The sequence below is a fragment of the Bradyrhizobium sp. WYCCWR 13022 genome, from assembly GCF_030435535.1.
Taxonomy (GTDB): Bacteria; Pseudomonadota; Alphaproteobacteria; order Rhizobiales; family Xanthobacteraceae; genus Bradyrhizobium.
The window spans coordinates 725,361-749,612 of record NZ_JAUIZJ010000010.1 but is presented as its reverse complement, the minus strand read 5'-3'; the positions used below and the strand labels follow the sequence as shown (position 1 = coordinate 749,612).

The window sequence follows — 24,252 nt, the reverse complement described above, 5'->3', positions numbered from 1 at the left end:
TGGCCCTCACAGGGGCCGTTCACGGCCGTGTCACCCCGCACTGAAGCGTTTTCACGCGACCAAGACCCTAATCAGACACATAATCGGCTGTAAACGCGGGGAGCGGCTGAGCCTCCAGCTTCTTCCATTTCACTGCTTTATATTGCTACCACTGACAATGAGCGCGGCCTGAAACACCCGCTTGGCATCGGTTCGTACCTCGACGGAGACGTCTCGACGCTCGTCCGCGACCGCCAGGTCGCGGGCCAGGTCCGCCAGCGCGTGGGCCGCTTCCATCTCAGCTTCCCGCTGCGTAACGAACTCCAGCCCCTCCTCATCGGGATAGAGGCCCGTGTCGTCCCTGATGTCGAAATAATAGCGGGTCACTGCGGTGTCTCTCTGAACTCGCGCCGACATCAACATCAGCGCCAATAGGCCGTTCCTGACCAATCGCGCGCCGTCAATCCGATGCGAAGCACACGGACAGCATTGCTTCTGCTTCGTAGGTTCCGATAGAACAAGCCAAGTCCTCCCGCCGGCCTGGAGGTCTGCGGAAGACCGAGAGTCCCAAGCTGGAGTGTGTTGATCGTGCCTAGAGCAAGGTCAGACGGTAATGGAACGATCCCTTTCACGCTCGCGCTCGGCGCAGCGCGCCAGCTTTGCAGACTTACAACGACGTTCCAAACCGATAAGTAGGCTTTCAGCTATCTCCATAAATACCGGACCCAATTCGAGCAGATCGCGCGAGTGCGGCTTGCTTCGGGCGAGCCCGAAGACGGAATCGTCATTCTTACCATGCTCCAGCTCAGCCTGTCTCACGCTGAGTTATTTCGGAGTGGCTTTCGCGCAGCGGCTTCCCGGGCCAGGCGTTCGGCTTTCAGGCGCTTGCGATTGTCGTGAAATGATTGCTCCGCCTTCGCGTAGTCGGTCATCGGCTTGCCATTGCCGATGGTCTTGAAGGCCTCATCAGCTTCCCGCCGACGACGGTCATTGGCCTCGTTCCTGATCATGTGATCTCCTGGGTTGCGCCAAGCAGGCGCGGTGGCTTTCGAGATCTCGTCACCAAGCCAATTTGAGAAGGCTCACCAGCAATTCCGACAGGCAAATCGCGAGTGCAACATCGACGAGAAGGAGCAGCCCGACGAGGGCGCCCGGTCGGGCTTCACCTCGTCAATTCCTTGCGAACGACGGCGGCGGAGTTACCTACCCTGTTGACGATCTGTTGCAGCTGCGCACGTGTGATGCCGAGCTCCCGGGACCAGGACTTGACCTCCTGCTCCCTGTCCATGTTGATCTTGCTGCGGTCCGGTTGCGCGCGATTAGTCAAGATAGCCATATGATGTCCCGGTGCGGAACGGCGACGACGGGGGCTTGCGCAACCTGCGTCCGATAGGAAGAAATCGCCCTGTTGGCGAGCATGAGCTTTCTGTGCTCGCCTGCACGCAGCTGCTGTTCAATCGAATCCATGATCATACTGGCGGATTCCGCCGCGCCTCTAAGCTCGCCGGATTTCTCCAGAAAACTCCAGGCGATCTCGAATGACCCTTCAAGTGCGGTGAGGCGTGTCATAATCGTCAACGCCGCCGCATCGTGCCCGTTCCTCGCTCTCTCGGAGCGGGTCGACGCCGGCGCTCAGGATGGTGGCAACAATCCAGGCGAGGTCAGCCACTTGTTGGCTTCGCCTGCAACGTCGATCTGCCGTGCCTTTTGCAGAAGTTCCGTGCGGCGGATGCCAGGCGGCCTTCCCTTGGCCTGTTGGCGCAAACTGATCGCCTCTTGTGTCAGCCGGTATTCGAACGTCTTTTCGCGTTCGGAGGATGGTTGAGCTGGCATGATGATGCTCCGCTGCTGGGTTGAGCGAGAGCGCAATTGGCGTCCACCCCACCGATAGTTGCTAAGGGCCGCTCGGTGGTGGCGAGACAGTGCGCCCTTATGAGCGAGATAGCGAGCGCTTTATTTGAAACGTGGTTGGAACCGGCTGCAAATTCGCAAAGCCAGCTTTTGATGCTGTGGACGGCTCCTCCATGGGCACGAGAGTGCCAAGGAGTGGGCGCCGTTTAAAGCTCCCACGGATTGGAGGAGCAGCCTATGCAGTCAATTTCGACGATTGGTCTGGATATAGCAAAGTCGGTCTTCCAGGTGCATGGCGTCGATGGAGCCGGGCAGGTGGTGATCCGCCGGCAGTTAAAACGCCGTTTTGTGCATTCCTTCTTTGAGAAGCTGCCGCCGTGCTTGGTGGGAATCGAAGCGTGCGCGTCACCCCATTACTGGTCCCGCGAACTGCAGGCGTTGGGGCATACAGTGCGGTTGATGCCTCCGGGTTACGTAAAGCCCTACGTCAAGCGGCAGAAGAACGATACGACCGATGCAGAGGCGATTTGCAAGGCGGTCACGAGACCCAATATGCGGTTTGTGCCGACCAAGACAATCGAGCAACAGAGTTGCCTAATGCTTCATCGAGCGCGCCATCTTTTTATGCGGCAGCAGACCGCGCCTATCTTGCCGAGTTCGGTATCGTCGCTCCCGTCGGACGCAGAGGTGTCGAGCAACTACTGGAAGTCGTCGCCGATAAAGCCGAAGACCAGATCCCGGAGGTCGCCCGGATGTGCCTCGCCGCTCTCGGCGAACAATTGTGCGCTGTCAAGGCTCGCATCCTTGAGTTCGACCGACGCATCATCGCCTGGCATCGATCAAACGCGACGAGCCAGAGGCTTGATGCTATTCCCGGCGTCGGTCCGGCGCTGGCAACAGCGCTGGTCGCCAGCATTGCCTGTTAATCAGCGTGGGGTCCCGACGCCGATCGGCACGCTAAGCTATTGAATCATTTGGCGGTGGAGGGGGCAGTGTTGGACGCTTATTCACACTCGCCCGTGCGCTGGGCAGCTTCGGCGAGGTCGAAAAGACGGTCGAAGCCGATGGCCGACCGGAACAGGGGCGAAAAATCAACAGTGCGCATAGCCAGATCCTCCTGCGAGCAAAATGGTTACGAGCGGCACCGGACACGACCGGTGCCCGTCTCAAGTGGCGGGACCCTGACGGCATCCCGATCGTCGTATGACGACGCCGAAAAAATTTGGAAGCCCGGAGAAAGTTTCAAGGGGCCGGCGCGACTTATTTCACCCCGGATTCGGATGGGTTAACTGGGGATTGCAGGTCTATTCTTGGGCCTTCCTAAGAGCCGCGCGCAGTGAGCGTGCGACGCCCGCTTTTCGTCGCAGCAATATTGAGCCAAGTCAGACCGGAAAAGTGGAGACGTGGCATCCTCGCCTACATGCCTCACCCGCGTCCGTCCGGTCGATTGGTCGGGCTTCTTTGCCGCACAAACCAATCGGCGGCCTTACTCCTTCGTAGCGCACCCGCATGACGCTGCTTCCCGAGAGGCCGAGCCAGCTAATCTTGGTTCCGGTCCAGAAGCTCGCGAACCTTTAATGCCAACCTTGCCTGGGTAACTGGCTTCTCCAGGAGATCGACGCCCTCATCGAGGCGCCCCTGGTGAACCACCGCGTTTCGCGAGTAACCGGTCATGTAGAGGATCTTTAGCTTGGGTCTGATCTGCACCGCGCGCCTTCCCAGCTCGCGACCATTGATGCCGGGCATGACAACGTCGGTGAGAAGGAGATCTATCTGCTGACCTTCCTGCAACAAAATGGTCAAAGCGGCCTGCGCGCTGCCGGCAGACAATACCCGATAATTGAGATCTCGCAGGACGTCCGAGACGTAGGTCCTAAGATCGGCATCATCTTCGACGACCAGAATGGTCTCGACAGAGGCGCCTTCCGACACGAACTCGTCCGCGTCGTCAGAACTGGGCTGCGCACTGCCCGCATAACGCGGAAAATACATCTTGATGCTCGTACCTTCTCCGACTTCGCTGTAGATTTTCACATGCCCGCCGGACTGTTTGACGAAGCCATAGACTTGGCTCAGTCCAAGGCCGGTCCCGTGCCCAGGCTCCTTGGTCGTAAAAAACGGCTCGAATACATGATTTAGGACCTCCGGAGCCATGCCCGAGCCGGTGTCGCTCACGCCGATGACGACATATTGGCCGGCTGCGAGCTCCGGGTTGGTGCGCGAATAGTCTTCGTCAGCGGAGACGTTGGTGGCCTCGATTGTGAGCTTCCCGCCATCCGGCATCGCATCGCGGGCATTAATCGCAAGATTGACGATCGTTGATTCCAGATGATTGACGTCGGCTTCAATCTGCCAAAGGCCTGCGCCGCCGACCGTCTGCACTTCAATGCGTTCACCCAGGGTGCGTTGAAGGAACTCCTGGAGGCCACCCAGAAAGCCGTTGAGATTGATAGGCTTTGGGTCGAGCGCTTGGCGGCGCGAGAAGGCGAGCAACCTAGATGTCAGCGCCGCGGCCCGTTGGGCGCCGCGCTTCGCGTTTGCCAGCGCGCGATGCAGGTTCGGTCCTCCGACGTTGCGGCTGTTGCGTTCCGCATTCTCAAGGTTTCCAAGGACGATCATTAGAAGATTATTGAAGTCATGAGCGATGCCGCCGCTGAGTTGCCCGACCGCCTCGAGCTTCTGGGATGCAACGAGTTGCTCCTGAACCCGCTGAAGCTCGTCCTGGGCCTGCTTACGCTCGGTGAGATCGCGTGTGACTTTCGCAAAGCCGACGATCGTGCCGCTCTCATCGGTAATCCTGTCGATGACGACCGAGGCCCAGAAGCGCGTGCCATCCTTGCGCAAGCGCCAGCCCTCGGCCTCGAACCGGCCTTTTTCGGCGGCCTCCGCCAATGCCCTTTTCGGTACTTCCTTTTCAAGATCCTCGGGCGTGTAGAAAGCGCTGAAATGTCGACCGATGATCTCCTCCGGCCGATAACCCTTGATGCGCTCGGCGCCGGGATTCCAGGTCGCGACATGTCCTGAGGAGTCCAACTGGAAAATAGCGTAATCGACAACAGCCTCAACGAGCCGGCGATATCGTCGTTCGCTTTCAATGAGGTCGTTATGGGCCTGCTGCCGTTCGGTGATGTCGCGCGTGACCTTCGCAAACCCGATCAACCCACCGTCTTCGCCCCATATCGCGTCAAGGACCACGAGGGCCCAGAAGCGGCTGCCATCTTTTCTCACGCGCCAACCCTCGGACGCGAAGCGCCCCGTCGCAGCTGCTGTTGTGAGCGCCTTGCGCGGTAAGTCCCTTTCCCGGTCTTCCGGCGTGTAAAAGGTTGAGAATGACTTCCCTATGATTTCATCAGCGAGGTAGCCTTTGAGACGCTCGGCTCCCTTATTCCAGCTTCTGACCACGCCGTCGGCATCGAGCATGAAGATGGCATAGTCGACGATGGAATTGATCAGCAAGTCGAGGTTCGGCGAACCCGGTGGAGCGGCTGTTTTCATGATTTAACTCAGAAGGCGGGTCAAGCTAACGTAGGGCCGCGCTCATTGTTCCTGCGCGGCTCATTACCCCGTTCCCATTTGGTCATCCGGCGTCGCCCGCTGATCCAATCCCGCTCCGCCTTCGTTTCGCTGACGGAGGCTCAAATGGAACCAAACAAGATCCTGCAATTTCCTGTTCCCGCTAGCGACCTATCACCGGAAGAGTTCGCTTCTCGACTAACAGATCTCACCGAGGAATTGGAAACGGCACTTTCGAGTCGCGCAGATGGTTATACTGAACAGCTGGCGAGCATTGAGAAAGCAAGCATTGTCCTTCGGGACATCAGCCTTCTTGTCTCGCGTGGAAGAGAAAGGAAGCTCGCAACCGAGACGTTTAAACGGATCATGCTTTCAACCGCTGAACTGAAATCAAGGTTGTCGGGATGACGGCTAATATGGATTTCTTTTGCACTCCATGGGAGGACGGCTCCTGCGGGGTTGGCGAGCACTGCTCTGCTAGAGTTCACCAGACGTAAAGCACTTGCACGAACATCACCGCGCCAATGTTCAAAATTGAACAAGAAACAGACGGAGCGCGATCTACGATTGCCTAGCGACGGTTGGATGTAACCGTCCGGTGAGGGCCGCGGGATGATCGCGTGGTGCGGTGGCCCGATCAGGCCGCGGGCTGAACGAGGGTTATCGTCATGCCAGATCACCTTCAACAGGTTGCCGCGGCGACCGCGGAAGCAAAACAGGTGGCCGCCCAGCGGGTCGCGATGCAAGATCTCCTGAACCTGCAATGCCAGCGACGGAAAGCCCTTCCGCATGTCGGTATGGCCGGTCGCGAGCCATACCCGCACGCCGGCCGGCAACGGGATCACCGCGGCCGTCCATCAGTCAGCGCCGCCACAACTGCGGTCAGCGTCGCGGCGTCAACCGCGCCCGTGATCCGCATCCGAGCTCCAGCCGCGAACTCAATCTCGATCGCGCCGCAGCTCCCGGGCGCCGTCAAAGGTTGCCGGTCTGACGCAATCGAGACTGCCGCAAAACAGACTTCGCCATCCTGCCGCTGCATCGCCTCGGGCCCGCGGGCGAGGACGCCGGTCCGCGCCTGCCGCCGCCAAGCCGTAATCAGATTGCGGTGAACGTCATGTCGCCGGGCAACCTCGACAGCACTGGCTCCAGGAGCCAGACTCTCCTCCACGATCCGAAGCGTCTCGGCACTCGTCCGCCGCCGTCGCCGCTCTGGACCGGACAGAACCGTAACCGTCGTCACGTTTGCTCATTTGCTTGCGAATTAATGAGCAAACCATCTCACGATCGAACCCGATCCGGGAAGGCGGCCTCCACCGGAGGCTTACGGTTGGATTCGCTTCCGTTCCGAAGCAACAGCGGCCTCAGCTCATCACCCCTTCCGGAGCTGGGGCTGCTACTTCGTAAAAGACCACGCTGTAAGATTAGATGCTGCTCTTGGTGGCTCTGAGCAGCATCGCAAAGGCCGCGGATAGTGATTCCGCCTTCCGGGAACTAGGCCGAGGGTCAGCGTGAGCTCTCGCTTGTTAGCAACTTTGCGAACATAGCCGCGTTTGTCCAATGCACTGCCGGGTGACAACCGGACGCAATGGGTATGTTGGACGCGGAGCATTTTCTCGGTTTCTGCCCACGACATCAACGCATCGGCACGCGCTGACAACTAACCCATTCTCGGCATGTGCAGCCTCCATGATTGACCGCAATGCCCCGCTTCTACCTCCATCTCGTGGGCGATACGCCCGCTCACGGCGTCCTCGGCCAGGATTGCGCGGATGAGCGCGAGGCGCGTGCGCATGCCAAGGCGTTAGCGCGTAGTTTAGCTACAGAGAAGCCTCATCTGGTGCGAGATGGTAATTCGATTGCAATTGTTATGGAGGGCGGTCAAGAGCCCGATCGGATCGCTCTTGCTTCGACGACTACTTAGGATCCGCCTTGATTGCAGCCCCTCTTTTAGCGGCGGGCACGACATGCTTCGAAGGCCCGGTTTCCGAGCATGAGCGGGCGAAACTCACCCATCCTTATCTGCGTGAGGATGCTTTCAAGGAGCAAGTTGGCGGCCACAGCAGGTCGCACAACTTCGGACTTTGCAAGAACACCCCAGGCAATATCGAAGGATTGCTCAACGACACTGGACGCAGTCATGACCTAAATCCACGATTCAGGAAGCCGCTAGGCAACCACGATGCGGCTACATCGATCATGGAAGAGCGCCCTGAGTCATTCGTGACCGGGGTCGCGATCATATCGCTCATGCCAATATTGATATTTCTCATAGAAGAACCGGACAAGTAGCATTTGGTCGGCGCGCTAAAGGGAACCAATTTTTCGGGCGGTAGCCCGGAGGCCAGTACAGAAGCGGCCCAAAAATGAAAGTCACCGAGGCGTAACAGGCGCCGACACCCATCGACGACGAAGGATTTTGTCTGGATTTGGTAGTACGACCTCTACAAACAGCGCCCGAGGTATCAGCGCGGAAATCGGTTTGTGTATTGGTAGCAACGCGCGCCTTCCGATGCTGGTGCTCCGCTTCGCGTTGCTGCAAGGCCAGAAGCAGACTGCTGCTGCATGTAGAACCTGCTATCAGCTATAGCGTAGCAGTACCTATTGCACCGCAGAACGATTTGCGGCGCAGCATTTAAAATGAGACTATCCGTTAAGCCGCGCATGGCTCCGACGCGAGCGCTGCATCCGAGTTCGGCTAGCCTCCTTTACAAGAACCGTCGAAGCGACTGCCCTCTTTACCAAAATGCCGCTTCGTGTGACGGAAGCTAGGATGCAGCAAAAAAAGCGACAAGAATGCCCTATGGAGGAGAGCAATGTTGAAAGGCAGTCTAGGACTGATTGCGTTGAGCAGCTTATTGTTGTCGGGCCCCGCCTTCGCACAAGAGAAGATCAAGGTCGGCGTCACTGCGACGCTCGAAGGTACCTACACCGTACTCGGCGAGGACGGCATCCGCGGCTTCCAGACGGCACTCAACGTGCTCGGCAAGAAGGTCGGCGACAAGGAACTCGAATTCGTCATCGCCTCGACCGACGCGACGCCCGATTCCGCAGTGCGCGCTGTGCGAAAGCTGATTGAGCAGGACAAGGTGCAGATTCTGCTTTCGCCGCTCTCGGGCGACGAGGGCATCGCGGTCAAGAACTTCGCAAAGACTCATCCGGAGCTGACTTTCATCAACGCGGCCTCCGGCGCGCAGGAAACGACCTATGTCGATCCGGCCCCGAACTTCTTCCGCTACAACATGGATGGCGCGCAGTGGCAGGTCGGCCTCGGCAAATACGCCTACGAGACCAAGGGTTATCGCAAGATCGCGACCGTCGGCGAGGATTACTCCTTCATCTACACCCAGGTATTTGGCCTCGTGCTCGAATTTTGCGGCGCCGGCGGGCAAGTGACCAACCGGCAATGGGTGCCGCTCGGCACCAAGGACTTTGCCTCGGTCATCGCCGCCCTGCCCGACGATGTCGATGCCATCTATCTCGGCCTCGGCGGCGCCGACGCGGTTAACTTCCTCAACCAGTACCAGCAGGCTGGCGGCAAGGCGCATTTGATGGGCGGCTCGATCATGATCGACCAGACCATCCTGTCGTCCAAGGGCAACGCCAAGAACGCGCTGATCGGCACGCTGGCCGCCAGCGGCCAGGCCGACACCTGGGAGGATCCGGGTTGGCAGAAGTTCGTGAAGGACTATCAGGACACCTTCCCGCCGGCTAAGCGCTTCCCGAGCCCGTCGCTGCTCGCCACCAACTATTACGGCTCGACCATGGCGCTGATCCTGGCGCTGCGTCAGGTCAACGGCGATCTCAGCGACAACCAGTCCAAGTACAAGGCTGCTCTCGCCAAAATTGAGCTCGACGCGCCCAACGGCAAGATCAAGCTCGACTCCAACCGCCAAGCGATCGGCACCAATTTCGTCACCGAAGTGGTCGATGACGGCAAGGGTGCATTGTTCTCGAAGGTCGTGAAGGTGATCCCGAACGTGAACCAGACGCTGGGCTACGACCCCGCCGTGTTCGCCAAGATCGGTCTGCCCAGTCGTACAGTACCGGAATGTAAGAAGTACTGACGTAGTCGCGTCAGCGACGTGATGACTGACCGGGAGAGATTTGCAGAGGCGCGACACGCGAACTCTTGCATTCTCTCCCCGGTTGTAGAACGCTACAAAAAAAGACAAAAGCTTCTGGGAGGGAAGGCATGAGCCGGGCGCTCGCCGTCTTCCACGGCCGTTTCGGCCGGGCGACGGTCTATCAGTTGAACCGCCCCTTCAATATCCACGCGCATCGCGAAGGTCATTTGATCTTCCATGTCGGCGGGCGCTCCGCATGCATCGATGTCAACGACGGACGCTACGACCTCACCGAAGGCTCGGTCGTCGCGGTCAATCCGTGGGAGCCGCATAATTTCCTTCCCACCGACCTCGACGGCGGCGCCGTCTTCTTCGTGCTCTATGTCAATGCGGAATGGTTCGCGCCCGATGCGCCCGGCGCCGACCGCCTCCGCTTCGGCCGTACTCAGTTCGCGCGATCGCCGGCGCTCGATAAGCAGATCAGGCACGCCGCAGCCCTTGTGTGCGGCGCACCCTCGCTGAACAGCCTCGATGGCGAGTTGCGACGGCTTATCGATATCTGCTACGACGAAAGCTGGCAGCAGGCCGAGACCGCGCCCGATCTGCGCGCAAATGGCTCCATCACCGATTATCGCGTCCGCAAGTGCATCAAGATGATGTCGGAAAGTCCCGGCGCGGAGATCGAGCTTGACTCCATCGCACGCGAATCCGGCCTGTCGCGGCCGCATTTCTACCGGCTGTTCCGCACCCAGACCGGTGTCACGCCGCACCTCTATCTCAACACGCTGATGATGGAGCAGGCGCTGGAAGCCCTGGTGGCGAGCGAGGCGCCGATCGCCGACATCGGCTTCGACCTCGGCTTCTCCTCGCAGAGCGGTTTCACCCGCTTCTTTGCCGCCAATGTCGGGATGGCGCCGACCGATTATCGCCGCGCGGCCAAGGTTTTGCGCGGCTGACGGACGCGCGAAAAGATACTCACGATCAAGTGCCTCTCTCGCCGCCCCACTAGGATGGGCGGAACGCGATCCCGGCAAGAGGATCGCTCAAGTCCGGGAGGACGCACGTCCATGGCGACGTACGCAGCCTGCACAGGGCTGTCTGACCTGTATCCGAAGTGTGATGGCGACCATCGCAAGCGGAGCGAGGTGACGCCATGACCCGCTTTATCGAGCGCCATCCCGCTTGGGCACTGATCATCATCATCGCAGTTGCCGTGTTGCTGTGGCTGATTTTCGCGGTCTGGCCGTCCGGGCTTGAGGACACCATCGGCCGCAAGCGGGTGTTCCTCAACGCGCTGTTCAACGGCATTACGCTTGGTGGCCTCTATTTCCTCGTCGCCAGCGGCTTCACGCTGATCTTCGGCCTGATGCGCAACGTCAACCTTGCACACGGCTCGCTCTATCTGTTCGGCGGCTATGTCGGCTACGCCATCAGCGCCTCGACCGGGTCGTGGATCCTCTCCTTCATCGTCGCCTTCATCCTGACGGCGCTGGTCGGCGTCTTGCTTCAGGTGCTCGTGTTCCGCCGGATGGAGGGCCAGGATCTCAGGCAAACCATGGTGACCATCGGCCTCTCGATCGTGTTCGCCGATTTGATGCTGTGGGCCTGCGGCGGCGACTTCTACCAGATCCAGACCCCGAATTGGCTGATCGGCCCGATCGAGCTGCCGCTGATCACCGCGGTGAAATCCTCCGGCGAGCCGGTTTACTTGCGCTATCCGCTGGTGCGGCTCGTGATCTTCCTGGCTTCCGTGATCATCGGCATCGCGATGTGGCTCGCGCTCAACCGCACCCGGATCGGCATGATCATCCGCGCCGGCGTCGACGACCGCGACATTCTCGCCGCGACCGGCGTGCGCATCCAGATCGTGTTCGTGCTGGTGTTCGCACTCGGCGCCGGCCTTGCCGGTATCGCGGGCGTGGTCGGCGGCACCTTCCAGTCACTGTCGCCCGGCGAGGACATCCGCTTCCTGCTGGCGTCCCTCGTGGTCGTGATCGTCGGCGGCATGGGCTCGATCCCCGGTGCCGCCCTCGGCGCGCTCATCATCGGCCTCGCCGAGCAGCTCGGCTCGGTCTACATCCCGACCTACGCCATCGTCGTGACCTTCCTGATCATGGTGCTGGTGCTGGCGCTTCGGCCGCAGGGCCTGCTGGCGAGGCGCTGACATGTCCGTCACCCACGATACTCGCATTCGGATCCGCAGCTCCGCTTCGTCGGCGCAGCGGCAGGCCGCCCGCGGCTGGCCCGACCTGAACAATCCCGCAGCCTGGATCGTCGCTGTGATCCTTCTGATCATGCCGCTGATCGCCAACGGCTTCTTCCTGATCGAGATTTTTGCGACCACGCTGATACTCGGCACCATCGCGCTCAGCCTGATGTTCCTGGCCGGTTATGGCGGCATGGTCAGCCTGATGCAGCTCACCATCGCGGGCTTCTGTGCCTATATGGTCGCGGTGTTCGGCGTCAGCGGCAATGCCAATATCAGCCTGGGCTGGCCGTGGTGGCTCGCCGTACCGATGGCGCTGACGCTTGCGACCATCTTCGGCACGCTCGGCGGCGCGCTCGCGGTACGGACTGAAGGCATCTACACCATCATGATCACGCTCGCGATCGGGGCGGCGTTCTACTACTTCACCAACCAGAACTGGGCGATCTTCAACGGCCACACCGGCATCAACAACGTCGCGACGCCGCATTTCTGGGGCGTCGACTGGCGATCCGATATCCCCTTCTACTACGTCGTGCTCGCAGTCGCCGCGCTGTGCTATTTCGCCGTCGACTACATCTCCCGCGCGCCGTTCGGCCTGGCACTGCAGGGCGTGCGCGACAACCCGCGCCGCATGGCGGCGCTCGGCTTCAACGTCAATGCGCACCGCGTCGCCGCCTACGCGGTGGCATCCTTCATCGCCGGCCTCGCCGGTGTGCTCCAGGTCTGGAACTATCGCCAGATCTCGCCGGGTTCGGTCAGCGTCGGCGCCTGCATCGATATCCTCATCATCGCTGTCGTTGGCGGCATCACCCGGCCGATCGGTCCCTATATCGGCGCGCTCGTGTTCGTGCTCCTGCGCACCTTCGCGCTCGACTTCCTGGTCAAGATCGGGCTCGACGGCAACCGTTTCCGGCTGCTGATCGGCCTCGGCTTCCTCGCCATCGTGTTCTGGTCGTCGGATGGCATGATCGGCCTGTGGCAGCGCTGGCGGCAGAGCCATCGCCCGCAGTCGGATCGGCTGGGCGGAGGGCGCGGCCATGGATAGCGTCGCCCAGCGCCTCTCCGCCGTCGGTGCCGGTGCTGCGCTCGAGCTGCGCGGCGTCACCCGGCTGTTCGGCGCGCTGGCGGCGCTGACCGACGTCACCATCACCGTGCGCCCCGGCGAACGGCGCGCCGTGCTCGGCTCCAACGGCGCCGGCAAGACCACGCTGTTTAACTGCATCACCGGCGACTTCCCACCGACATCGGGCACGATCCGTTTCTTCGGCGAGGACGTCACCCACTTCCCGCCCTATGAGCGCATTCGCCGTGGCCTCAGGCGGACCTATCAGATCTCCGCGCTGTTCCCCGGCCTCACCGTGCAGGACAATGTGTATCTTGCCTGTCGCGGCGTCTCGCGCGGACGCTTCTCCTTCCTGCGGCCCACCCAGAACGATGCGCTGATCCATGCAGCCGATGGCCTGGTGCAGGCCGTGCATCTGACCGCCGTGAAAGACCAACGCGTCGCCGAGCTCGCGCACGGCCAGCAGCGCCAGCTCGAGATCGCGCTGGCGCTCGCAGGTGCGCCGCGCTTCGTGCTGTTCGACGAGCCCGCCGCCGGCCTGTCGCCGACCGAACGCGCCGAGCTGGTCGAGATCCTGACCTCGCTGCCGGCGCATATCGGCTACATCATCATCGAGCATGACATGGATGTCGCGCTGCGCGTCGTCGAGAGCGTGACGATGATGCACAACGGCCGCATCTTCAAGGAGGGGCTGCCGGAGGAGATCCAGTCCGACCCCGAGGTGCAGGAGCTTTATCTCGGAGGCGGCCATGAGTGAGGCCCGCCGCTCCGCCGCCGCACTCGAGGTCCGTGGCCTCGACGTCTATTACGGCCATTCGCACGCGCTGCAGGGTGTCGACCTCACCCTCGACGCCGGCGTGTTCTCGGTGGTCGGGCGCAACGGCATGGGCAAGACCACGCTGTGCAAGGCGATCATGGGTCTGGTGTCGGTCAGCGGCGGCTCGATCCGGGTGCGCGGTGAGGACATCACGCGCCGGCCGCCGGCGCAGATCGCGCGGCTGGGCGTCGGCTACGTGCCGCAAGGCCGCCGGCTCTGGCGCTCGCTGAGCGTCGACGAACATCTGCGGCTCGCCGGCGGCATGCGCTCCGGCGCCTGGACCGTCGAGCGCATCTACGACACCTTTCCGCGGCTCGCCGAGCGCAAGGACCATGGCGGCGGCCAGCTCTCGGGCGGCGAGCAGCAGATGCTCGCGATCTCGCGCGCGCTGCTGACCAATCCACAATTGCTGATCATGGACGAGCCGACCGAGGGGCTTGCGCCCGTCATCGTCGCCCAGGTCGAGGAGATGCTGCTGCAGCTCGGTGAGGACGGCGACATGTCAGTACTCGTGATCGAGCAGAACATCGGCGTCGCTACCGCGATCTCGCGCAATGTCGCGATCATGGTCAACGGCCGCATCAACCGCATCATCGATTCCGCGCGGCTGTCCGCTGACCGAGAGCTGCAGCAACGCCTGCTTGGCGTCGGACTGCATGCCGAACTAGAGCCCGATATCGATGTGACGGCGGCGGGCGGCGAAACAAAGCCAGCTGCTCAGCCTCCACGCAGCAGCGGTCCGATCCGGGTCTACATCTCCAACCCCACCCCGCCGACGCGCTGGTCGCAGCCGGTCTCGATCGGCCGCATCGAAGCGGTGGCGCGCACGCTGTCAACGCAGGTCTCGCGCCTCGACGAGACCGCTCGGCGCAAGCGCGAGCCGACGACGACGGCGCAGGCCTCGGGCCCGCCGGCGGTGCTGGTCGTCGGCACGCTCGACACCAAGGGCACGGAGCTGCGCTTCATCCGCGACATCATCGGCGAGGCCGGGCTGCGCACGCGGCTGGTCGACGTCTCCACCAGCGGCAAGCATGCAACTTGCGACGTTTCCGCGCAGGAGATCGCGCTGAACCATGGCCGCGGCGGTTCCGCCGTGTTCGGCCCGGACCGCGGCGCCGCCGTGACGGCGATGGCGGAGGCGTTTGCCAACTGGATCAAACGCCAGGGCAACGTCGCCGGCGCGATTTCTGCCGGCGGCTCTGGCGCGGCATCGCTGGTCGCCCCCGCTATGCGCACCCTCCCCGTCGGGGTGCCCAAATTGATCATCTCTTCAGTCGCCTCGGGCGACGTCGCGCCCTATGTCGGTCCCGCCGACATCACCATGATGTATTCGGTCACCGACGTGCAGGGCCTCAACTCGATCTCGCGCGCCGTGCTGTCGAATGGCGCCAACGCCATCATCGGCATGGTCAAGGCGCGGCTCGACCAGCGCGAGGACAGGGAGCGCGCGGCAAGCGCGGGGCTGCCGTCGATCGGCATCACCATGTTCGGCGTCACCACGCCGGCCGTGCAGAAGATCGCAGCCGACTTACGCGACGATTTCGAATGCCTGGTGTTTCACGCCACCGGCGTCGGCGGCCGCTCCATGGAGAAGCTCGTCGAGTCCGGCCAGCTTGCCGGCGTGATCGATCTCACCACCACCGAGATATGCGACCTCCTGATGGGCGGCGTGTTTCCGGCGACGGAGGATCGCTTCAGCGCCGTGATCCGCACCCGCCTGCCCTATGTCGGCTCGGTCGGCGCTCTCGACATGGTCAATTTCGGCGCGCCGGACACCGTCCCCGAGCGCTATCGCGGCCGTAAATTCCACGTCCATAATCCGCAGGTCACGCTGATGCGCACGACCGCGGAAGAGAACGAGCGCATGGGCCGCTGGATCGGCGAACGGTTGAACCAGATGGACGGGCCCGTGCGCTTCTTCCTCCCCGAGGGTGGCGTTTCCGCGCTCGATGCCCGCGGCCAGCCGTTCTGGGACCCCGAGGCCGACGCCGCGCTGTTCCGGACGCTGGAACGCACAGTGCGTTTGACCGGCAACCGGCAGCTCATTCGCGTCAAGCAGAATATCAACGATCCCGAGTTCGCCTCGATCATCGTGAGCGCCTTCCGAACCCTGTTCGGACGCGCCGGGGCACGCCGGAGAGTAGCGAGGTGACCGATGGCCCGGTTTGAACGCGCAGCACTCCTGAAACGGTTTCGCGAGATGGCGAAGCGCGGCGAGCCGATCGTCGGCGGCGGCGCCGGCACCGGCCTGTCCGCCAAATGCGAAGAGGCGGGCGGCGTCGACCTCATCGTGATTTACAATTCCGGCCGCTATCGCATGGCCGGCCGCGGCTCGCTTGCCGGGCTGATGCCCTATGGCGATGCCAACGCCATCGTGGTGGAAATGGCCGGAGAAGTGCTGCCCGTGGTGAGCAGGACGCCCGTGCTCGCCGGCGTGAACGGCACCGATCCGTTCCGCGACATGGATGTTTTCCTCGACCAGCTCAAGGCCCTCGGCTTTGCCGGCGTGCAGAACTTTCCGACCGTCGGCCTGATCGACGGCATCTTCCGGGCCAATCTCGAAGAGACCGGCATGTCTTACGCGCTCGAGATCGACATGATCGCGAAGGCGCGCGAGAAGGATTTGCTGACGACGCCTTATGTCTTCAGCGAGAAGGAAGCGGCGGCAATGGCGATCGCCGGTGCCGACATCATCGTCTGCCATCTCGGCCTCACCACCGGCGGCACGATCGGCGCACAGACCGCGCCCAAGCTGAAGGACTGCCCCGCGCGCATCGACACCTGGGCCGCGGCCGCGCTCAGCGTCAACCCTGACATCCTGGTGCTCGCCCACGGCGGCCCGATCGCGGATCCCCAGGATGCCGATTTCATCATGAAGAACACGCGTTACTGCCACGGCTTCTACGGCGCCTCCTCGATGGAGCGGCTGCCGGTGGAGCGGGCTTTGACAGAGCAGGTCCGCAAGTTCAAGGCGATCGGCGCGCCGTAACGCCTTTTAGGATTGAGGGAGAGAAACATGTCAGGGATCCTGGTCGGCGAGCTCATCCTCTGGCTGATCGTCGCCATCATCGTGATCGTGGTTGGCGTCTACATCGTCAACTGGCTCTACCACCGCTCCTCCAAGGAGGTGTCGTTCGTGCGGACCGGTTTCCTCGGCGAACGCGTGGTGATCAACGGCGGCGCGTTCGTGCTGCCGTTCATTCACGATTACACGCCTGTCAACATGAACGTGTTGCCGATGGGTATCGTGCGTTCGCGGCAGGACGCGGTGATCACCCGCGACCGGATGCGCGTCGACATCGAAGCCGACTTCTATGTCCGCGTGCAGCCGACCCGCGAGGCCGTATCGATCGCCGCTGCGACGCTGGGCCGCCGCACCATGGAGCCGGAACAGCTCCACGCGCTGCTCGCCGGCAAGTTCATCTCGGCGATCCGCTCGGTCGCCTCCGAAATGACCATGGAGGAGATGCACGAGCGCCGCGGCGACTATGTCGCGCGGGTCAAGACCAACGCCGCCGAAGCCCTCGCGCAGAACGGCCTCGAACTCGAGTCCGTCGCCATCACCGACCTCGACCAGACCGACCTCGAGTTCTTCAACCCCTCGAACCGGTTCGACGCCGAAGGCTTGACCCGGCTGATGGAGGACATCGAAGCGAGGCGCAAGCTGCGCAACGACATCGAGCAGGACTCGATGATCAAGATCCGCACACGCAATCTCGAGGCCGAGAGACAGGCGCTCGAAATCGAGCGCGAGAGCGAGACCGCGCGGCTGGAGCAGGAACGCGACATCGAGATGCGTCGCGCGCTCCAGCGCACCGAAGTGGCCCGCGAGCGCGCGCTGCGCGAGACCGAGGCCGAGCAGGCGCAGATCTCGGCGCGCGAGGCCATCGAGCGATCCCGGATCGCCAACGATCAGGCGATCGCGGAAGCCCGCATCGCCTCCGAGCGCGAAACCCGCCAGAAGGAGATCGAGCGCACCCGCACCATCGAGGAGAAGGAACTGCTGGCGCGCGAGGAGATCGAGAAGACCCGTATCGCCAACCAGCGCTCGATCGACACGACGCGAATCGCCAGCGAACGCGAGGTCCGCCAGCGCGAGATCGAGCGGATGCGCACCGTCGAGGAAGCCGAGATCGCCGCCCGCGAAGCGATCGAGAAGGCCCGGATCCAGCAAGACCGCGTCGTCACCGACGCCCGCATCGCCAATGAGGAGGAGACGCGGCGGCGCGAGATCGAGCGCACCCGCGCCGTCGACGAGGCCGAAATCGCCGCCCGAGAAGCCACGGAAAAGGCCCGTATCGCCCAGACGCTGATCGTCAATGTCGAACGCATCTCCTCCGACGAGCGCACCCGCGCGCTGGAGATCCAGCAGGTCCGCACCATCCAGGAGGCCGAGATCGAGGCGCAGCGTGCGGTCGAGGCCGCCCGGATCGCCCGCGAGCGGACGCTCGCCGCCGAACGCATCGCCGCCGAGCAGAACACCCGGCAGCTGGAGATCGAGCGCAACCAGAGCCTCGAAGTCGCCGGCATCGCGGCACGCGAGACCACCGAGGTATCGCGTATTGCCCAGGAAGAGCGCGTCCGCTCGCTGGAAATCGCGCGCAACCGCGCCGTCGAGGAAGCCGATATCGCCTCCCGCGAAGCGATCGAGGCAGCCCGTATCGCCCAGGAAAAGGCGGTTGCGGCCGAACGCATCCAGGCCGAGCGCGACACCCGTTCCCTGGAGATCGAGCGGACCGGCGTGCTGGAGGCTGCCGAGCTGAAGCGGCGCGATGCCACCGAGCGCCAGCGCATCACGGTCGATCTCGCACTGGAGGCCGAGCGGATCACCTCATCCAAGAAGCGCGAGGTGCTCAATATCGAGCAGAAGAAGGCGATCGAGATTGCGGACGAGGACCGCGTGATCGCCCTCTCCGCCAAGAAGTCCGAACGGATCGACGCCGATCGGCAGGTCCGGCAGGCCGAGATCGTTGCTCGCAAGGAGGTCGAGACCACTGACGTCTCGCGCGAGCAGGCGCTGGAAGCCGCCCGGCTCGAACGCCGCCGCGCGATCGAGCAGCTCGAGGTCGCCCGCGTGCAGTCGCTCCAGGAGGCCGAGATTGTCTCGCGCGAGGAAGTCGAGCGTGCCCGCATCGCCTCCGACCGCGGCCTCGATGAGGCCCGCATCGGCCGCGAGCGCGAGCTGCGCAAGCTTGAAGTGAACCGCGAGAAGGAGGTCGAAACGGTCCTGATGGAGAAGGCGATCGCCATCCATCAGAAGTCGCTCGAAGAGTCCGCCGCACGCGCGGCCGCCGAAGAGGCCCGTATACGCGCGACGGAAGCCGCCGAGCGCGTCGTCACCGCCCGCGAAAGCGAGATCGCAAAACGCCGCAAGACGGTCGAAGTGCTGCTCGCCGAAAAGCAGGCCGAGGAAACGCGGATCGCCGCCGAAGCGGAACGCGTCCGCGCCGCCGTCGAGGCGGAGGCGCAGCGGATGCTCAATGAGGCCGAGAACGTGCTCACCGACCAGGCGCGCTACTCGCTGTTCCGCCGCAAGCTGCTCGACCGGATCGAAGGCATCGTGCGCGAGAGCGTCAGGCCGATGGAGAAGATCGAGGGCATCCGCATCCTCCAGGTCGACGGCCTCAACGGCAACGGCCATGGCGGCAACGGCGGCCGCAGCGCCACCGACGAGGTGATCGACTCCGCGCTGCGCTACCGCGTGCAGGCGCCGTTGATCGACTCCCTCCTGTCCGACATCGGCGTCGAGGGCGGCAGCCTCTCCAAGATGCCGGGTCTGATCCGCGAGGCCCGCGACATGCAGGGCATCAAGGAGTCCGCGCGCAAGGGCGGTGCGGGCGGCGACAAACCTGCGGCCTCCCCGCCTGCGGCCGAGGGCGGCGGCGAACCGCCGGCCGACCGCGCTCCGCGGAAGAAGAGCTGAGGTCCGACCCATGCCCCGCGTCTACGTCTCCACCGTCGTCAATGCGCGCAACGACCGCGTCTGGGCGCGTGTACGCGACTTCAACGGCCTGCCGAACTGGCACCCGGCGATTGCCGAAAGCCGCATCGAGGGCGGCGAGCCCGCCGACAAGATCGGCTGCATCAGAGACTTTCGCCTGCGCAATGGCGACCGCATCCGCGAGAAGCTTTTGGGCCTCTCCGACTACGACATGTTCTGCACCTATTCGATCCTTGAATCCCCGATGGGTGTCGAAAACTACGTCGCGACCTTGCGCCTGACGCCGGTCACCGACGGCGACCAGACCTTTGTGGAATGGACCGCCGAGTTCGACTGCGCGCCGGAGCGCGAGACCGAGCTTGTCGGCAATATCGGCGGCGGCGTGTTCCAGGGCGGCTTTGATGCGCTCAAGCGCGTGTTCGGAGGCTGAGATCCGTGCCGCATATCGTCAAAAGCACGATCCTGGACGCGCCAACCGATGCGGCTTGGGCGATGCTGCGCGATTTCAACGGGCACGACCGCTGGCATCCGGCGGTGGCGACCTCCTCGATCGAGCGCGCCCATTCCTCGGACAAGATCGGTTGCATCAGGCGGTTCAAGCTGAAGGATGGGGCCGAGCTGCGTGAGCAATTGCTGGCACTGTCCGACCTCGAGCAGAGCTTCAGCTACTGCCTGCTCGATACTCCGATCCCGATGTTCAACTATGTCGCCCATGTCCGCCTGCTGCCGGTCACCGATGGCGATCGCACCTTCTGGCATTGGGAGTCGCGCTTCACGACCAGACCGGAAGACCGCGATCGCATCAGCCACATGGTCGCGGAAGACATTTATCAGGCCGGGTTCGAAGCAATCCGCCGGCATCTCAAGGAGGCCGCCTAGATGGCCGTAACAGTGAAGACTTTTGCCAGTGCCAGCGAGGCGGCCGGGGCGCTGTTGTCAGATCGCACCGCGCGTTATCTCGGCGGAGGCACGCTAGTGATGCGGGCCCTGAATGAAGGCGACGTCAAGATCTCGACCGTGGTGCGCGCCGAGGACCAGGCGCTGGCACGCATCGACGCATCAGGCCCACGCGTGACGATCGGGGCCGGCGTCACCTTCGCGCGAGTCTTGGCCGAGCGTGACCTTGGCTTCCTGCATGCCCCTGCCCGTTCGATCGGCGGTCCTGCCGTGCGCAATATGGGGACGGTCGGCGGCAATCTCTTTGCGCCGAATCCCTACGGCGATTTCACCGTTGCGCTGCTCGCGCTGGATGCGACCGTGGCCGTCGCAGGCGGCTTCGGCTCGCGCGACATCCCGATCGAGGAATTCTTGCAGGCGCGCGACCGGCAGGCTGGATCGCTGGTCTTGTCGATCTCCTGCACACGCCCTGCAAGCACCGAGGCGTTCCGCTACCGCAAGATCGCCCGCATCAAGCCGAAGGGCGGCTCGGTCATCACGCTCGCCGCGCATCTGCCGATCTCGGGCGGCCGCATCGCCGGCGCGCGGATCGCGCTGGGCTCGATGGCGCCGACGCAGATCCGCGCCCGCGCCGCCGAGCGGGCGCTGGAAGGACGTTCGCTGGATGCGGCGACCATCGCGGCCGCTGCGTCTGCCGCAACTGAAGGAACGTCACCCTCCGACAACGCGCTCGGCAGCGCCTGGTACCGCCGCGAGATCGTCGGCGTTCATCTGCGCCGCCTGCTGTCCGGACAGGAATAGACCGCATGTCCAAGATACCCGTGCAATTTCGTCACAATGGCCGCGACGTCGCGATCTTCGTCGACGGCGGCACCAATCTCTTGGTCGCGCTGCGCGAGCTGATCGGCGACATGACGCCGAAATTCGGCTGCGGTCAGGGCGGCTGTGGCACCTGCAGCGTGCTCGTCGACGGCGAACTCCACCTCTCCTGCCTGACGCTGGCGGAAACAGTCGCGGGCCGCTCCGTTGAGACGCTCGACGGCATGAAGCAGGGTCCGAACCTGCATCCGCTCCAGCGCGCCTTCGCCGACAATTTTGCCGCCCAGTGCGGCTATTGCACGCCGGGCATGCTGATGGCCGCAAAAGCCCTGCTCGACCGCAATCCCTCGCCCAGCCGCGACGAGGTCATCGAGGCCATCTCCGGCAATATCTGCCGCTGCACCGGCTATGAGCCGATCATCAATGCCATCCTCGCCGCCGCCGGCGGCCGGGTCAGCGCCTGAAGGACGTCGCCATGCTGGAATTGCGCAAGGACATTTTCGCCGACGAGCGCGACGATAACTTGAAGGAAATCGGCAAGGGCACCCAGCGCCAGGACATGCTTGGCCATGTCACGGGTACGTCGAGCTACTTTAATGACCACAAACTGCAGGGCATGCTGCATCTGAAGGTCGTGCGCTCGACGCAGGCACATGCACGCATCCGCCGCATCGACACGGCCGAGGCCGAGCGTTCGTCCGGCGTGCGCAGGATCATCCGCGGCGCCGACGTACCGGTCAATCTCAACACGCTTTTGAGCCTGATCAATTTCGGCAAGGACGACGAGCCGTCGCTGGCGGTCGACAAGGTCCGCTACAAGGGCGAGCCCATTGTCGCCATCGTCGCCGACGGCGAGCGCGAGGCGTTCGAGGCGATCGCGAAAGTCAGAATCGACTACGAACCGCTGCCGGCCGTGTTCGACGTCGAGGATGCGCTCAAGCCCGGCGCGCCCGTGGTCAACGAGACCTATCCGAAGAACACCTTCACCTATCACGAGACTTATGATCACCAGCGGCTGCGCTTTGGCGATGCCGATGCGGCGCTGGCGACCGCCGATCACGTGCTGGAGCAGCGCTACCAGATGTCGCCGATCGAGCACGCGCCGACCGAGACCAACGGCGCGATCGCGGCCCCCGACACCAATGGCCGTTATGTCGTCTACACCTCGACCCAGGCGCTGTTCTTCTCGGTCGACACCTGCGCCAAGATTTTGGACGTCCCGTCCAACACCTTCCACTTCATCGGCGGCACCGTAGGGGGCGGCTTTGGCGGCAAGGTCGACACGCTGACCGAGCCGCTCGCCATCCTCGGCGCGATGCTGACCGGAAAGCCTGTACGTTACGTGTTCGGGCGCGAAGAGGAGATGCAGTACGGCCCGCCGCGCGGCGCCGAGCGCATCTACATCAAGGACGGCGTCATGCGCGATGGCCGCATCGTCGCGCGCAAGATCCGCGCCTATTTCGACAGCGGCGCCTATACGCGGCTGTCCAGCTACGCCGCGGTGAAATGCGCCGCTCATCTGCCGGGCCCCTACACCATCCCGAACGTCTATGGCGACGTCTATTGCGTTTTCACCAACCGTACGCCGGCGACCGCCATGCGCGGCTTCGGCGTCACCGCGATGGATTTTGCCATCGAGTGCCAGATGGACAAGCTGGCGAACCTCATCAACATGGATCCGATGGAGTTCCGGATCCTCAACGCCTATCGCGACGGAGACATGAAGGCGCACCGGCGCGAGGCCAAGAACACGGCACTGATCGAATGCGTGCAGGTCGCGGCCGAGAAGGCAAAATGGCCGCTGCGCGAGGAATTCAAGCGAGCGTCCTCGCGCAAGGACGGCGGCGGCAGCCGCGCGACCATCCCGTCCACGCCAACGGACGGACGCGCGCGCTCCGCTTCTCCGGCTCAACAGCGCACTAGCTATGACCGCCTGCCGCCGACCGTCACCCGCGAACCGCCGCGCGAACCACCACCACCTGCCCCGCCGCCGCCCTCGCCGCGGCCCGCCGCGCCATCGCATGGCGCGACCCGTTTCTCCTCCGTCTTCGGCACCAGGAGGCGCTAGATGACCCGGCATCGCGGACGCGGCATCGCGTCGATCAATTATCCCATCGGCATGAATCTCGGCGGCGATCCCAGCCAGGCGCTGGTGCATTCCAACCCGAGCGGCAAGTTCACGGTGACGCTGTCGTCGATCGACCTGGGACAGGGCATGAAGTCGGTGACGCGGCAGATCTGCGCGGAGACGCTGGGCGTGCCGGTCGAGGACGTCTATGTCGACACGGCCGATTCCGATACCGGCCCGCATTGCATGGGTTCGTTCGCATCACGAGGCACCCATCGCGTCGGCAATGCTGTGATGGCCGCGGCCCGCGAGGCGCGCGGCGTGATGATGGAAGCGGCCGCCGAGGAGCTGGAAGTCAACGCCGCCGATCTCGAGACCGACGGGCGTGGCAACATTCACGTCAGGGGCGCGCCGCACCGCTCGATCTCGACCAAGGACGTCGCGATTGCCGCGCAGTTCAAGCAGGGCAAGACCATCTCCGGCCGCGGCATCTTCCTGGTACCCCTCTCCGAGGTGAACCCGGAGACCGGCGAGATGTCGCCGGCGACCTGCTATGCCCATGCCTGCCTCGTCGCCGAGGTCGATGTCGACGACGAGACCGGCGAGGTCGCGATGGTGCGAATGGATTCGGCCTACGAGCTCGGACGCGCGCTCAATCCGCGCCTGGTCGAGCAGCAACTCGTTGGGGGCGCCTGGATGGGCGTGAGCCACGCGCTGTATGAGACGCCGGAGCCGTATTATCCCGAACCCGTGCATGGCCCGCGCGACTTCGTCGAATATCTGATGCCCGGCCCCGGGGACATCTGCCCGCACGATATCGCCGTGCTGGAACGCCCTGCCCCTGATGGTCCGTTCGGCGCCAAGGGCCCCGGCGAGATGTGCGCCAACCCGGTGCTGCCGGCCGTAGCCAACGCGATCTTCAACGCGGTCGGCGTACGCATCGACGATCTCCCGATTACGCCTGAAAAGGTGCTGCGCGCGATCAAGGCCCAGGGCGGCGCGCGGCCGCAGGCGCGGCGCTAGAGGTTTTG

Annotated in this window: 23 protein-coding genes and 3 pseudogenes; 17 read left to right on the top strand and 9 right to left on the bottom strand. The window is 63.4% G+C overall.

The window, feature by feature from the left end:
* Positions 1–129: 129 nt before the first annotated feature.
* Positions 130–366, bottom strand: a complete 237-nt coding sequence (locus QY049_RS19235) for a hypothetical protein (RefSeq protein WP_301269860.1) — start codon at positions 364–366, stop codon at positions 130–132.
* Positions 367–558: 192 nt separating this feature from the next.
* On the opposite strand from QY049_RS19235, the pseudogene QY049_RS19230 reads away from it, so the two are divergent.
* A pseudogene (locus tag QY049_RS19230) lies at positions 559–780 on the top strand (hypothetical protein); the annotation flags it as partial.
* Between the two features lie 14 nt (positions 781–794).
* Here QY049_RS19230 and QY049_RS19225 read toward each other — a convergent pair.
* From QY049_RS19225 to QY049_RS19210, 4 genes are all read right to left on the bottom strand, one after another.
* The gene (locus QY049_RS19225) at positions 795–989 is read right to left on the bottom strand and encodes a hypothetical protein (protein WP_301269848.1); all 195 of its coding nucleotides are present in this window, start codon (positions 987–989) and stop codon (positions 795–797) included.
* A 152-nt stretch (positions 990–1,141) separates the two neighbouring features.
* Entirely contained in the window at positions 1,142–1,315 is a 174-nt protein-coding gene (locus QY049_RS19220; RefSeq protein ID WP_194480862.1) for a DUF3606 domain-containing protein, read from the bottom strand.
* Positions 1,303–1,548, bottom strand: a complete 246-nt coding sequence (locus tag QY049_RS19215; RefSeq protein WP_194480860.1) for a hypothetical protein — start codon at positions 1,546–1,548, stop codon at positions 1,303–1,305. Before QY049_RS19215 ends, QY049_RS19220 begins: the two co-directional genes overlap by 13 nt.
* A gap of 63 nt (positions 1,549–1,611) precedes the next feature.
* Positions 1,612–1,812, bottom strand: a complete 201-nt coding sequence (locus tag QY049_RS19210) for a hypothetical protein (RefSeq protein ID WP_194480858.1) — start codon at positions 1,810–1,812, stop codon at positions 1,612–1,614.
* Positions 1,813–2,067: 255 nt separating this feature from the next.
* On the opposite strand from QY049_RS19210, the pseudogene QY049_RS19205 reads away from it, so the two are divergent.
* Positions 2,068–2,747: pseudogene (locus tag QY049_RS19205) on the top strand (IS110 family transposase); the annotation flags it as partial.
* 95 nt (positions 2,748–2,842) lie between these two features.
* On the opposite strand, the pseudogene QY049_RS19200 reads toward QY049_RS19205, so the two are convergent.
* The 4 genes and pseudogenes from QY049_RS19200 to QY049_RS19185 form a co-directional block, all read right to left on the bottom strand.
* Positions 2,843–2,935 (bottom strand): annotated as a pseudogene (locus QY049_RS19200) (heat-shock protein); the annotation flags it as partial.
* Between the two features lie 434 nt (positions 2,936–3,369).
* Positions 3,370–5,325 (bottom strand): PAS domain-containing sensor histidine kinase, encoded by a 1,956-nt coding sequence (locus tag QY049_RS19195; RefSeq protein ID WP_301269847.1) that lies wholly within the window; start codon positions 5,323–5,325, stop codon positions 3,370–3,372.
* A 269-nt stretch (positions 5,326–5,594) separates the two neighbouring features.
* Positions 5,595–6,188 carry an IS66 family insertion sequence element accessory protein TnpB gene (gene tnpB, locus QY049_RS19190; RefSeq protein ID WP_194480852.1) on the bottom strand — a complete coding sequence of 198 codons (594 nt, stop codon included), beginning with the start codon at positions 6,186–6,188 and terminating at the stop codon, positions 5,595–5,597.
* On the bottom strand, positions 6,185–6,583 hold the full coding sequence (locus tag QY049_RS19185; protein WP_301269846.1) for a transposase: 399 nt from the start codon (positions 6,581–6,583) through the stop codon (positions 6,185–6,187). Before QY049_RS19185 ends, tnpB begins: the two co-directional genes overlap by 4 nt.
* 689 nt (positions 6,584–7,272) lie before the next feature.
* Here QY049_RS19185 and QY049_RS19180 point away from each other — a divergent pair.
* The 15 genes from QY049_RS19180 to QY049_RS19110 all read left to right on the top strand — a co-directional run bounded on the left by QY049_RS19180 (position 7,273) and on the right by QY049_RS19110 (position 24,244).
* A complete protein-coding gene (locus QY049_RS19180; RefSeq protein WP_258765896.1) occupies positions 7,273–7,632 on the top strand; it encodes a hypothetical protein in 360 nt (119 codons plus the stop codon).
* Positions 7,633–8,156: 524 nt separating this feature from the next.
* Positions 8,157–9,407 carry an ABC transporter substrate-binding protein gene (locus QY049_RS19175; RefSeq protein WP_301269845.1) on the top strand — a complete coding sequence of 417 codons (1,251 nt, stop codon included), beginning with the start codon at positions 8,157–8,159 and terminating at the stop codon, positions 9,405–9,407.
* A gap of 128 nt (positions 9,408–9,535) precedes the next feature.
* Positions 9,536–10,363 carry an AraC family transcriptional regulator gene (locus QY049_RS19170; RefSeq protein WP_194482642.1) on the top strand — a complete coding sequence of 276 codons (828 nt, stop codon included), beginning with the start codon at positions 9,536–9,538 and terminating at the stop codon, positions 10,361–10,363.
* Positions 10,364–10,560: 197 nt separating this feature from the next.
* Positions 10,561–11,571: a branched-chain amino acid ABC transporter permease gene (locus tag QY049_RS19165; protein ID WP_258765895.1), complete on the top strand. Its 1,011-nt coding sequence runs from the start codon at positions 10,561–10,563 to the stop codon at positions 11,569–11,571.
* A 1-nt stretch (position 11,572) separates the two neighbouring features.
* On the top strand, positions 11,573–12,661 hold the full coding sequence (locus tag QY049_RS19160) for a branched-chain amino acid ABC transporter permease (protein ID WP_258765894.1): 1,089 nt from the start codon (positions 11,573–11,575) through the stop codon (positions 12,659–12,661).
* Positions 12,654–13,436 (top strand): ABC transporter ATP-binding protein, encoded by a 783-nt coding sequence (locus QY049_RS19155; RefSeq protein ID WP_194480841.1) that lies wholly within the window; start codon positions 12,654–12,656, stop codon positions 13,434–13,436. Before QY049_RS19160 ends, QY049_RS19155 begins: the two co-directional genes overlap by 8 nt.
* Positions 13,429–15,648, top strand: coding sequence for an ABC transporter permease (locus QY049_RS19150; protein WP_258765893.1), 2,220 nt, complete (start codon positions 13,429–13,431; stop codon positions 15,646–15,648). Before QY049_RS19155 ends, QY049_RS19150 begins: the two co-directional genes overlap by 8 nt.
* Positions 15,649–15,651: 3 nt before the next feature.
* Positions 15,652–16,485 (top strand): phosphoenolpyruvate hydrolase family protein, encoded by an 834-nt coding sequence (locus tag QY049_RS19145; protein WP_194480837.1) that lies wholly within the window; start codon positions 15,652–15,654, stop codon positions 16,483–16,485.
* 27 nt (positions 16,486–16,512) lie between these two features.
* Complete coding sequence (locus tag QY049_RS19140; protein WP_194480836.1) at positions 16,513–19,419, top strand: flotillin family protein; 2,907 nt, start codon at positions 16,513–16,515, stop codon at positions 19,417–19,419.
* Positions 19,420–19,429: 10 nt separating this feature from the next.
* Positions 19,430–19,867, top strand: a complete 438-nt coding sequence (locus QY049_RS19135; protein WP_194480834.1) for an SRPBCC family protein — start codon at positions 19,430–19,432, stop codon at positions 19,865–19,867.
* A 5-nt stretch (positions 19,868–19,872) separates the two neighbouring features.
* Complete coding sequence (locus tag QY049_RS19130; protein WP_194480832.1) at positions 19,873–20,316, top strand: SRPBCC family protein; 444 nt, start codon at positions 19,873–19,875, stop codon at positions 20,314–20,316.
* Complete coding sequence (locus QY049_RS19125) at positions 20,317–21,135, top strand: xanthine dehydrogenase family protein subunit M (protein WP_301269844.1); 819 nt, start codon at positions 20,317–20,319, stop codon at positions 21,133–21,135.
* A gap of 5 nt (positions 21,136–21,140) precedes the next feature.
* The gene (locus tag QY049_RS19120) at positions 21,141–21,617 is read left to right on the top strand and encodes a (2Fe-2S)-binding protein (protein ID WP_194480829.1); all 477 of its coding nucleotides are present in this window, start codon (positions 21,141–21,143) and stop codon (positions 21,615–21,617) included.
* Between the two features lie 11 nt (positions 21,618–21,628).
* Complete coding sequence (locus QY049_RS19115) at positions 21,629–23,221, top strand: xanthine dehydrogenase family protein molybdopterin-binding subunit (protein WP_194480827.1); 1,593 nt, start codon at positions 21,629–21,631, stop codon at positions 23,219–23,221.
* On the top strand, positions 23,222–24,244 hold the full coding sequence (locus QY049_RS19110; RefSeq protein ID WP_258765891.1) for a xanthine dehydrogenase family protein molybdopterin-binding subunit: 1,023 nt from the start codon (positions 23,222–23,224) through the stop codon (positions 24,242–24,244).
* Positions 24,245–24,252 lie beyond the last annotated feature (8 nt).

What these genes read in the sequence shown, in the direction of transcription:
- QY049_RS19145 (WP_194480837.1), top strand. Translation starts at nt 15,652, where the DNA reads ATGGCCCGGTTTGAACGCGCAGCACTCCTGAAACGGTTTCGCGAGATG.
- QY049_RS19220 (WP_194480862.1), bottom strand. Translation starts at nt 1,315, where the DNA reads ATGGCTATCTTGACTAATCGCGCGCAACCGGACCGCAGCAAGATCAAC.
- QY049_RS19150 (WP_258765893.1), top strand. Translation starts at nt 13,429, where the DNA reads ATGAGTGAGGCCCGCCGCTCCGCCGCCGCACTCGAGGTCCGTGGCCTC.
- QY049_RS19195 (WP_301269847.1), bottom strand. Translation starts at nt 5,325, where the DNA reads ATGAAAACAGCCGCTCCACCGGGTTCGCCGAACCTCGACTTGCTGATC.
- QY049_RS19170 (WP_194482642.1), top strand. Translation starts at nt 9,536, where the DNA reads ATGAGCCGGGCGCTCGCCGTCTTCCACGGCCGTTTCGGCCGGGCGACG.
- QY049_RS19110 (WP_258765891.1), top strand. Translation starts at nt 23,222, where the DNA reads ATGACCCGGCATCGCGGACGCGGCATCGCGTCGATCAATTATCCCATC.
- QY049_RS19140 (WP_194480836.1), top strand. Translation starts at nt 16,513, where the DNA reads ATGTCAGGGATCCTGGTCGGCGAGCTCATCCTCTGGCTGATCGTCGCC.
- QY049_RS19215 (WP_194480860.1), bottom strand. Translation starts at nt 1,548, where the DNA reads ATGACACGCCTCACCGCACTTGAAGGGTCATTCGAGATCGCCTGGAGT.
- QY049_RS19125 (WP_301269844.1), top strand. Translation starts at nt 20,317, where the DNA reads ATGGCCGTAACAGTGAAGACTTTTGCCAGTGCCAGCGAGGCGGCCGGG.
- QY049_RS19115 (WP_194480827.1), top strand. Translation starts at nt 21,629, where the DNA reads ATGCTGGAATTGCGCAAGGACATTTTCGCCGACGAGCGCGACGATAAC.
- QY049_RS19210 (WP_194480858.1), bottom strand. Translation starts at nt 1,812, where the DNA reads ATGCCAGCTCAACCATCCTCCGAACGCGAAAAGACGTTCGAATACCGG.
- QY049_RS19225 (WP_301269848.1), bottom strand. Translation starts at nt 989, where the DNA reads ATGATCAGGAACGAGGCCAATGACCGTCGTCGGCGGGAAGCTGATGAG.
- QY049_RS19135 (WP_194480834.1), top strand. Translation starts at nt 19,430, where the DNA reads ATGCCCCGCGTCTACGTCTCCACCGTCGTCAATGCGCGCAACGACCGC.
- QY049_RS19175 (WP_301269845.1), top strand. Translation starts at nt 8,157, where the DNA reads ATGTTGAAAGGCAGTCTAGGACTGATTGCGTTGAGCAGCTTATTGTTG.
- QY049_RS19160 (WP_258765894.1), top strand. Translation starts at nt 11,573, where the DNA reads ATGTCCGTCACCCACGATACTCGCATTCGGATCCGCAGCTCCGCTTCG.
- QY049_RS19155 (WP_194480841.1), top strand. Translation starts at nt 12,654, where the DNA reads ATGGATAGCGTCGCCCAGCGCCTCTCCGCCGTCGGTGCCGGTGCTGCG.
- QY049_RS19165 (WP_258765895.1), top strand. Translation starts at nt 10,561, where the DNA reads ATGACCCGCTTTATCGAGCGCCATCCCGCTTGGGCACTGATCATCATC.
- QY049_RS19120 (WP_194480829.1), top strand. Translation starts at nt 21,141, where the DNA reads ATGTCCAAGATACCCGTGCAATTTCGTCACAATGGCCGCGACGTCGCG.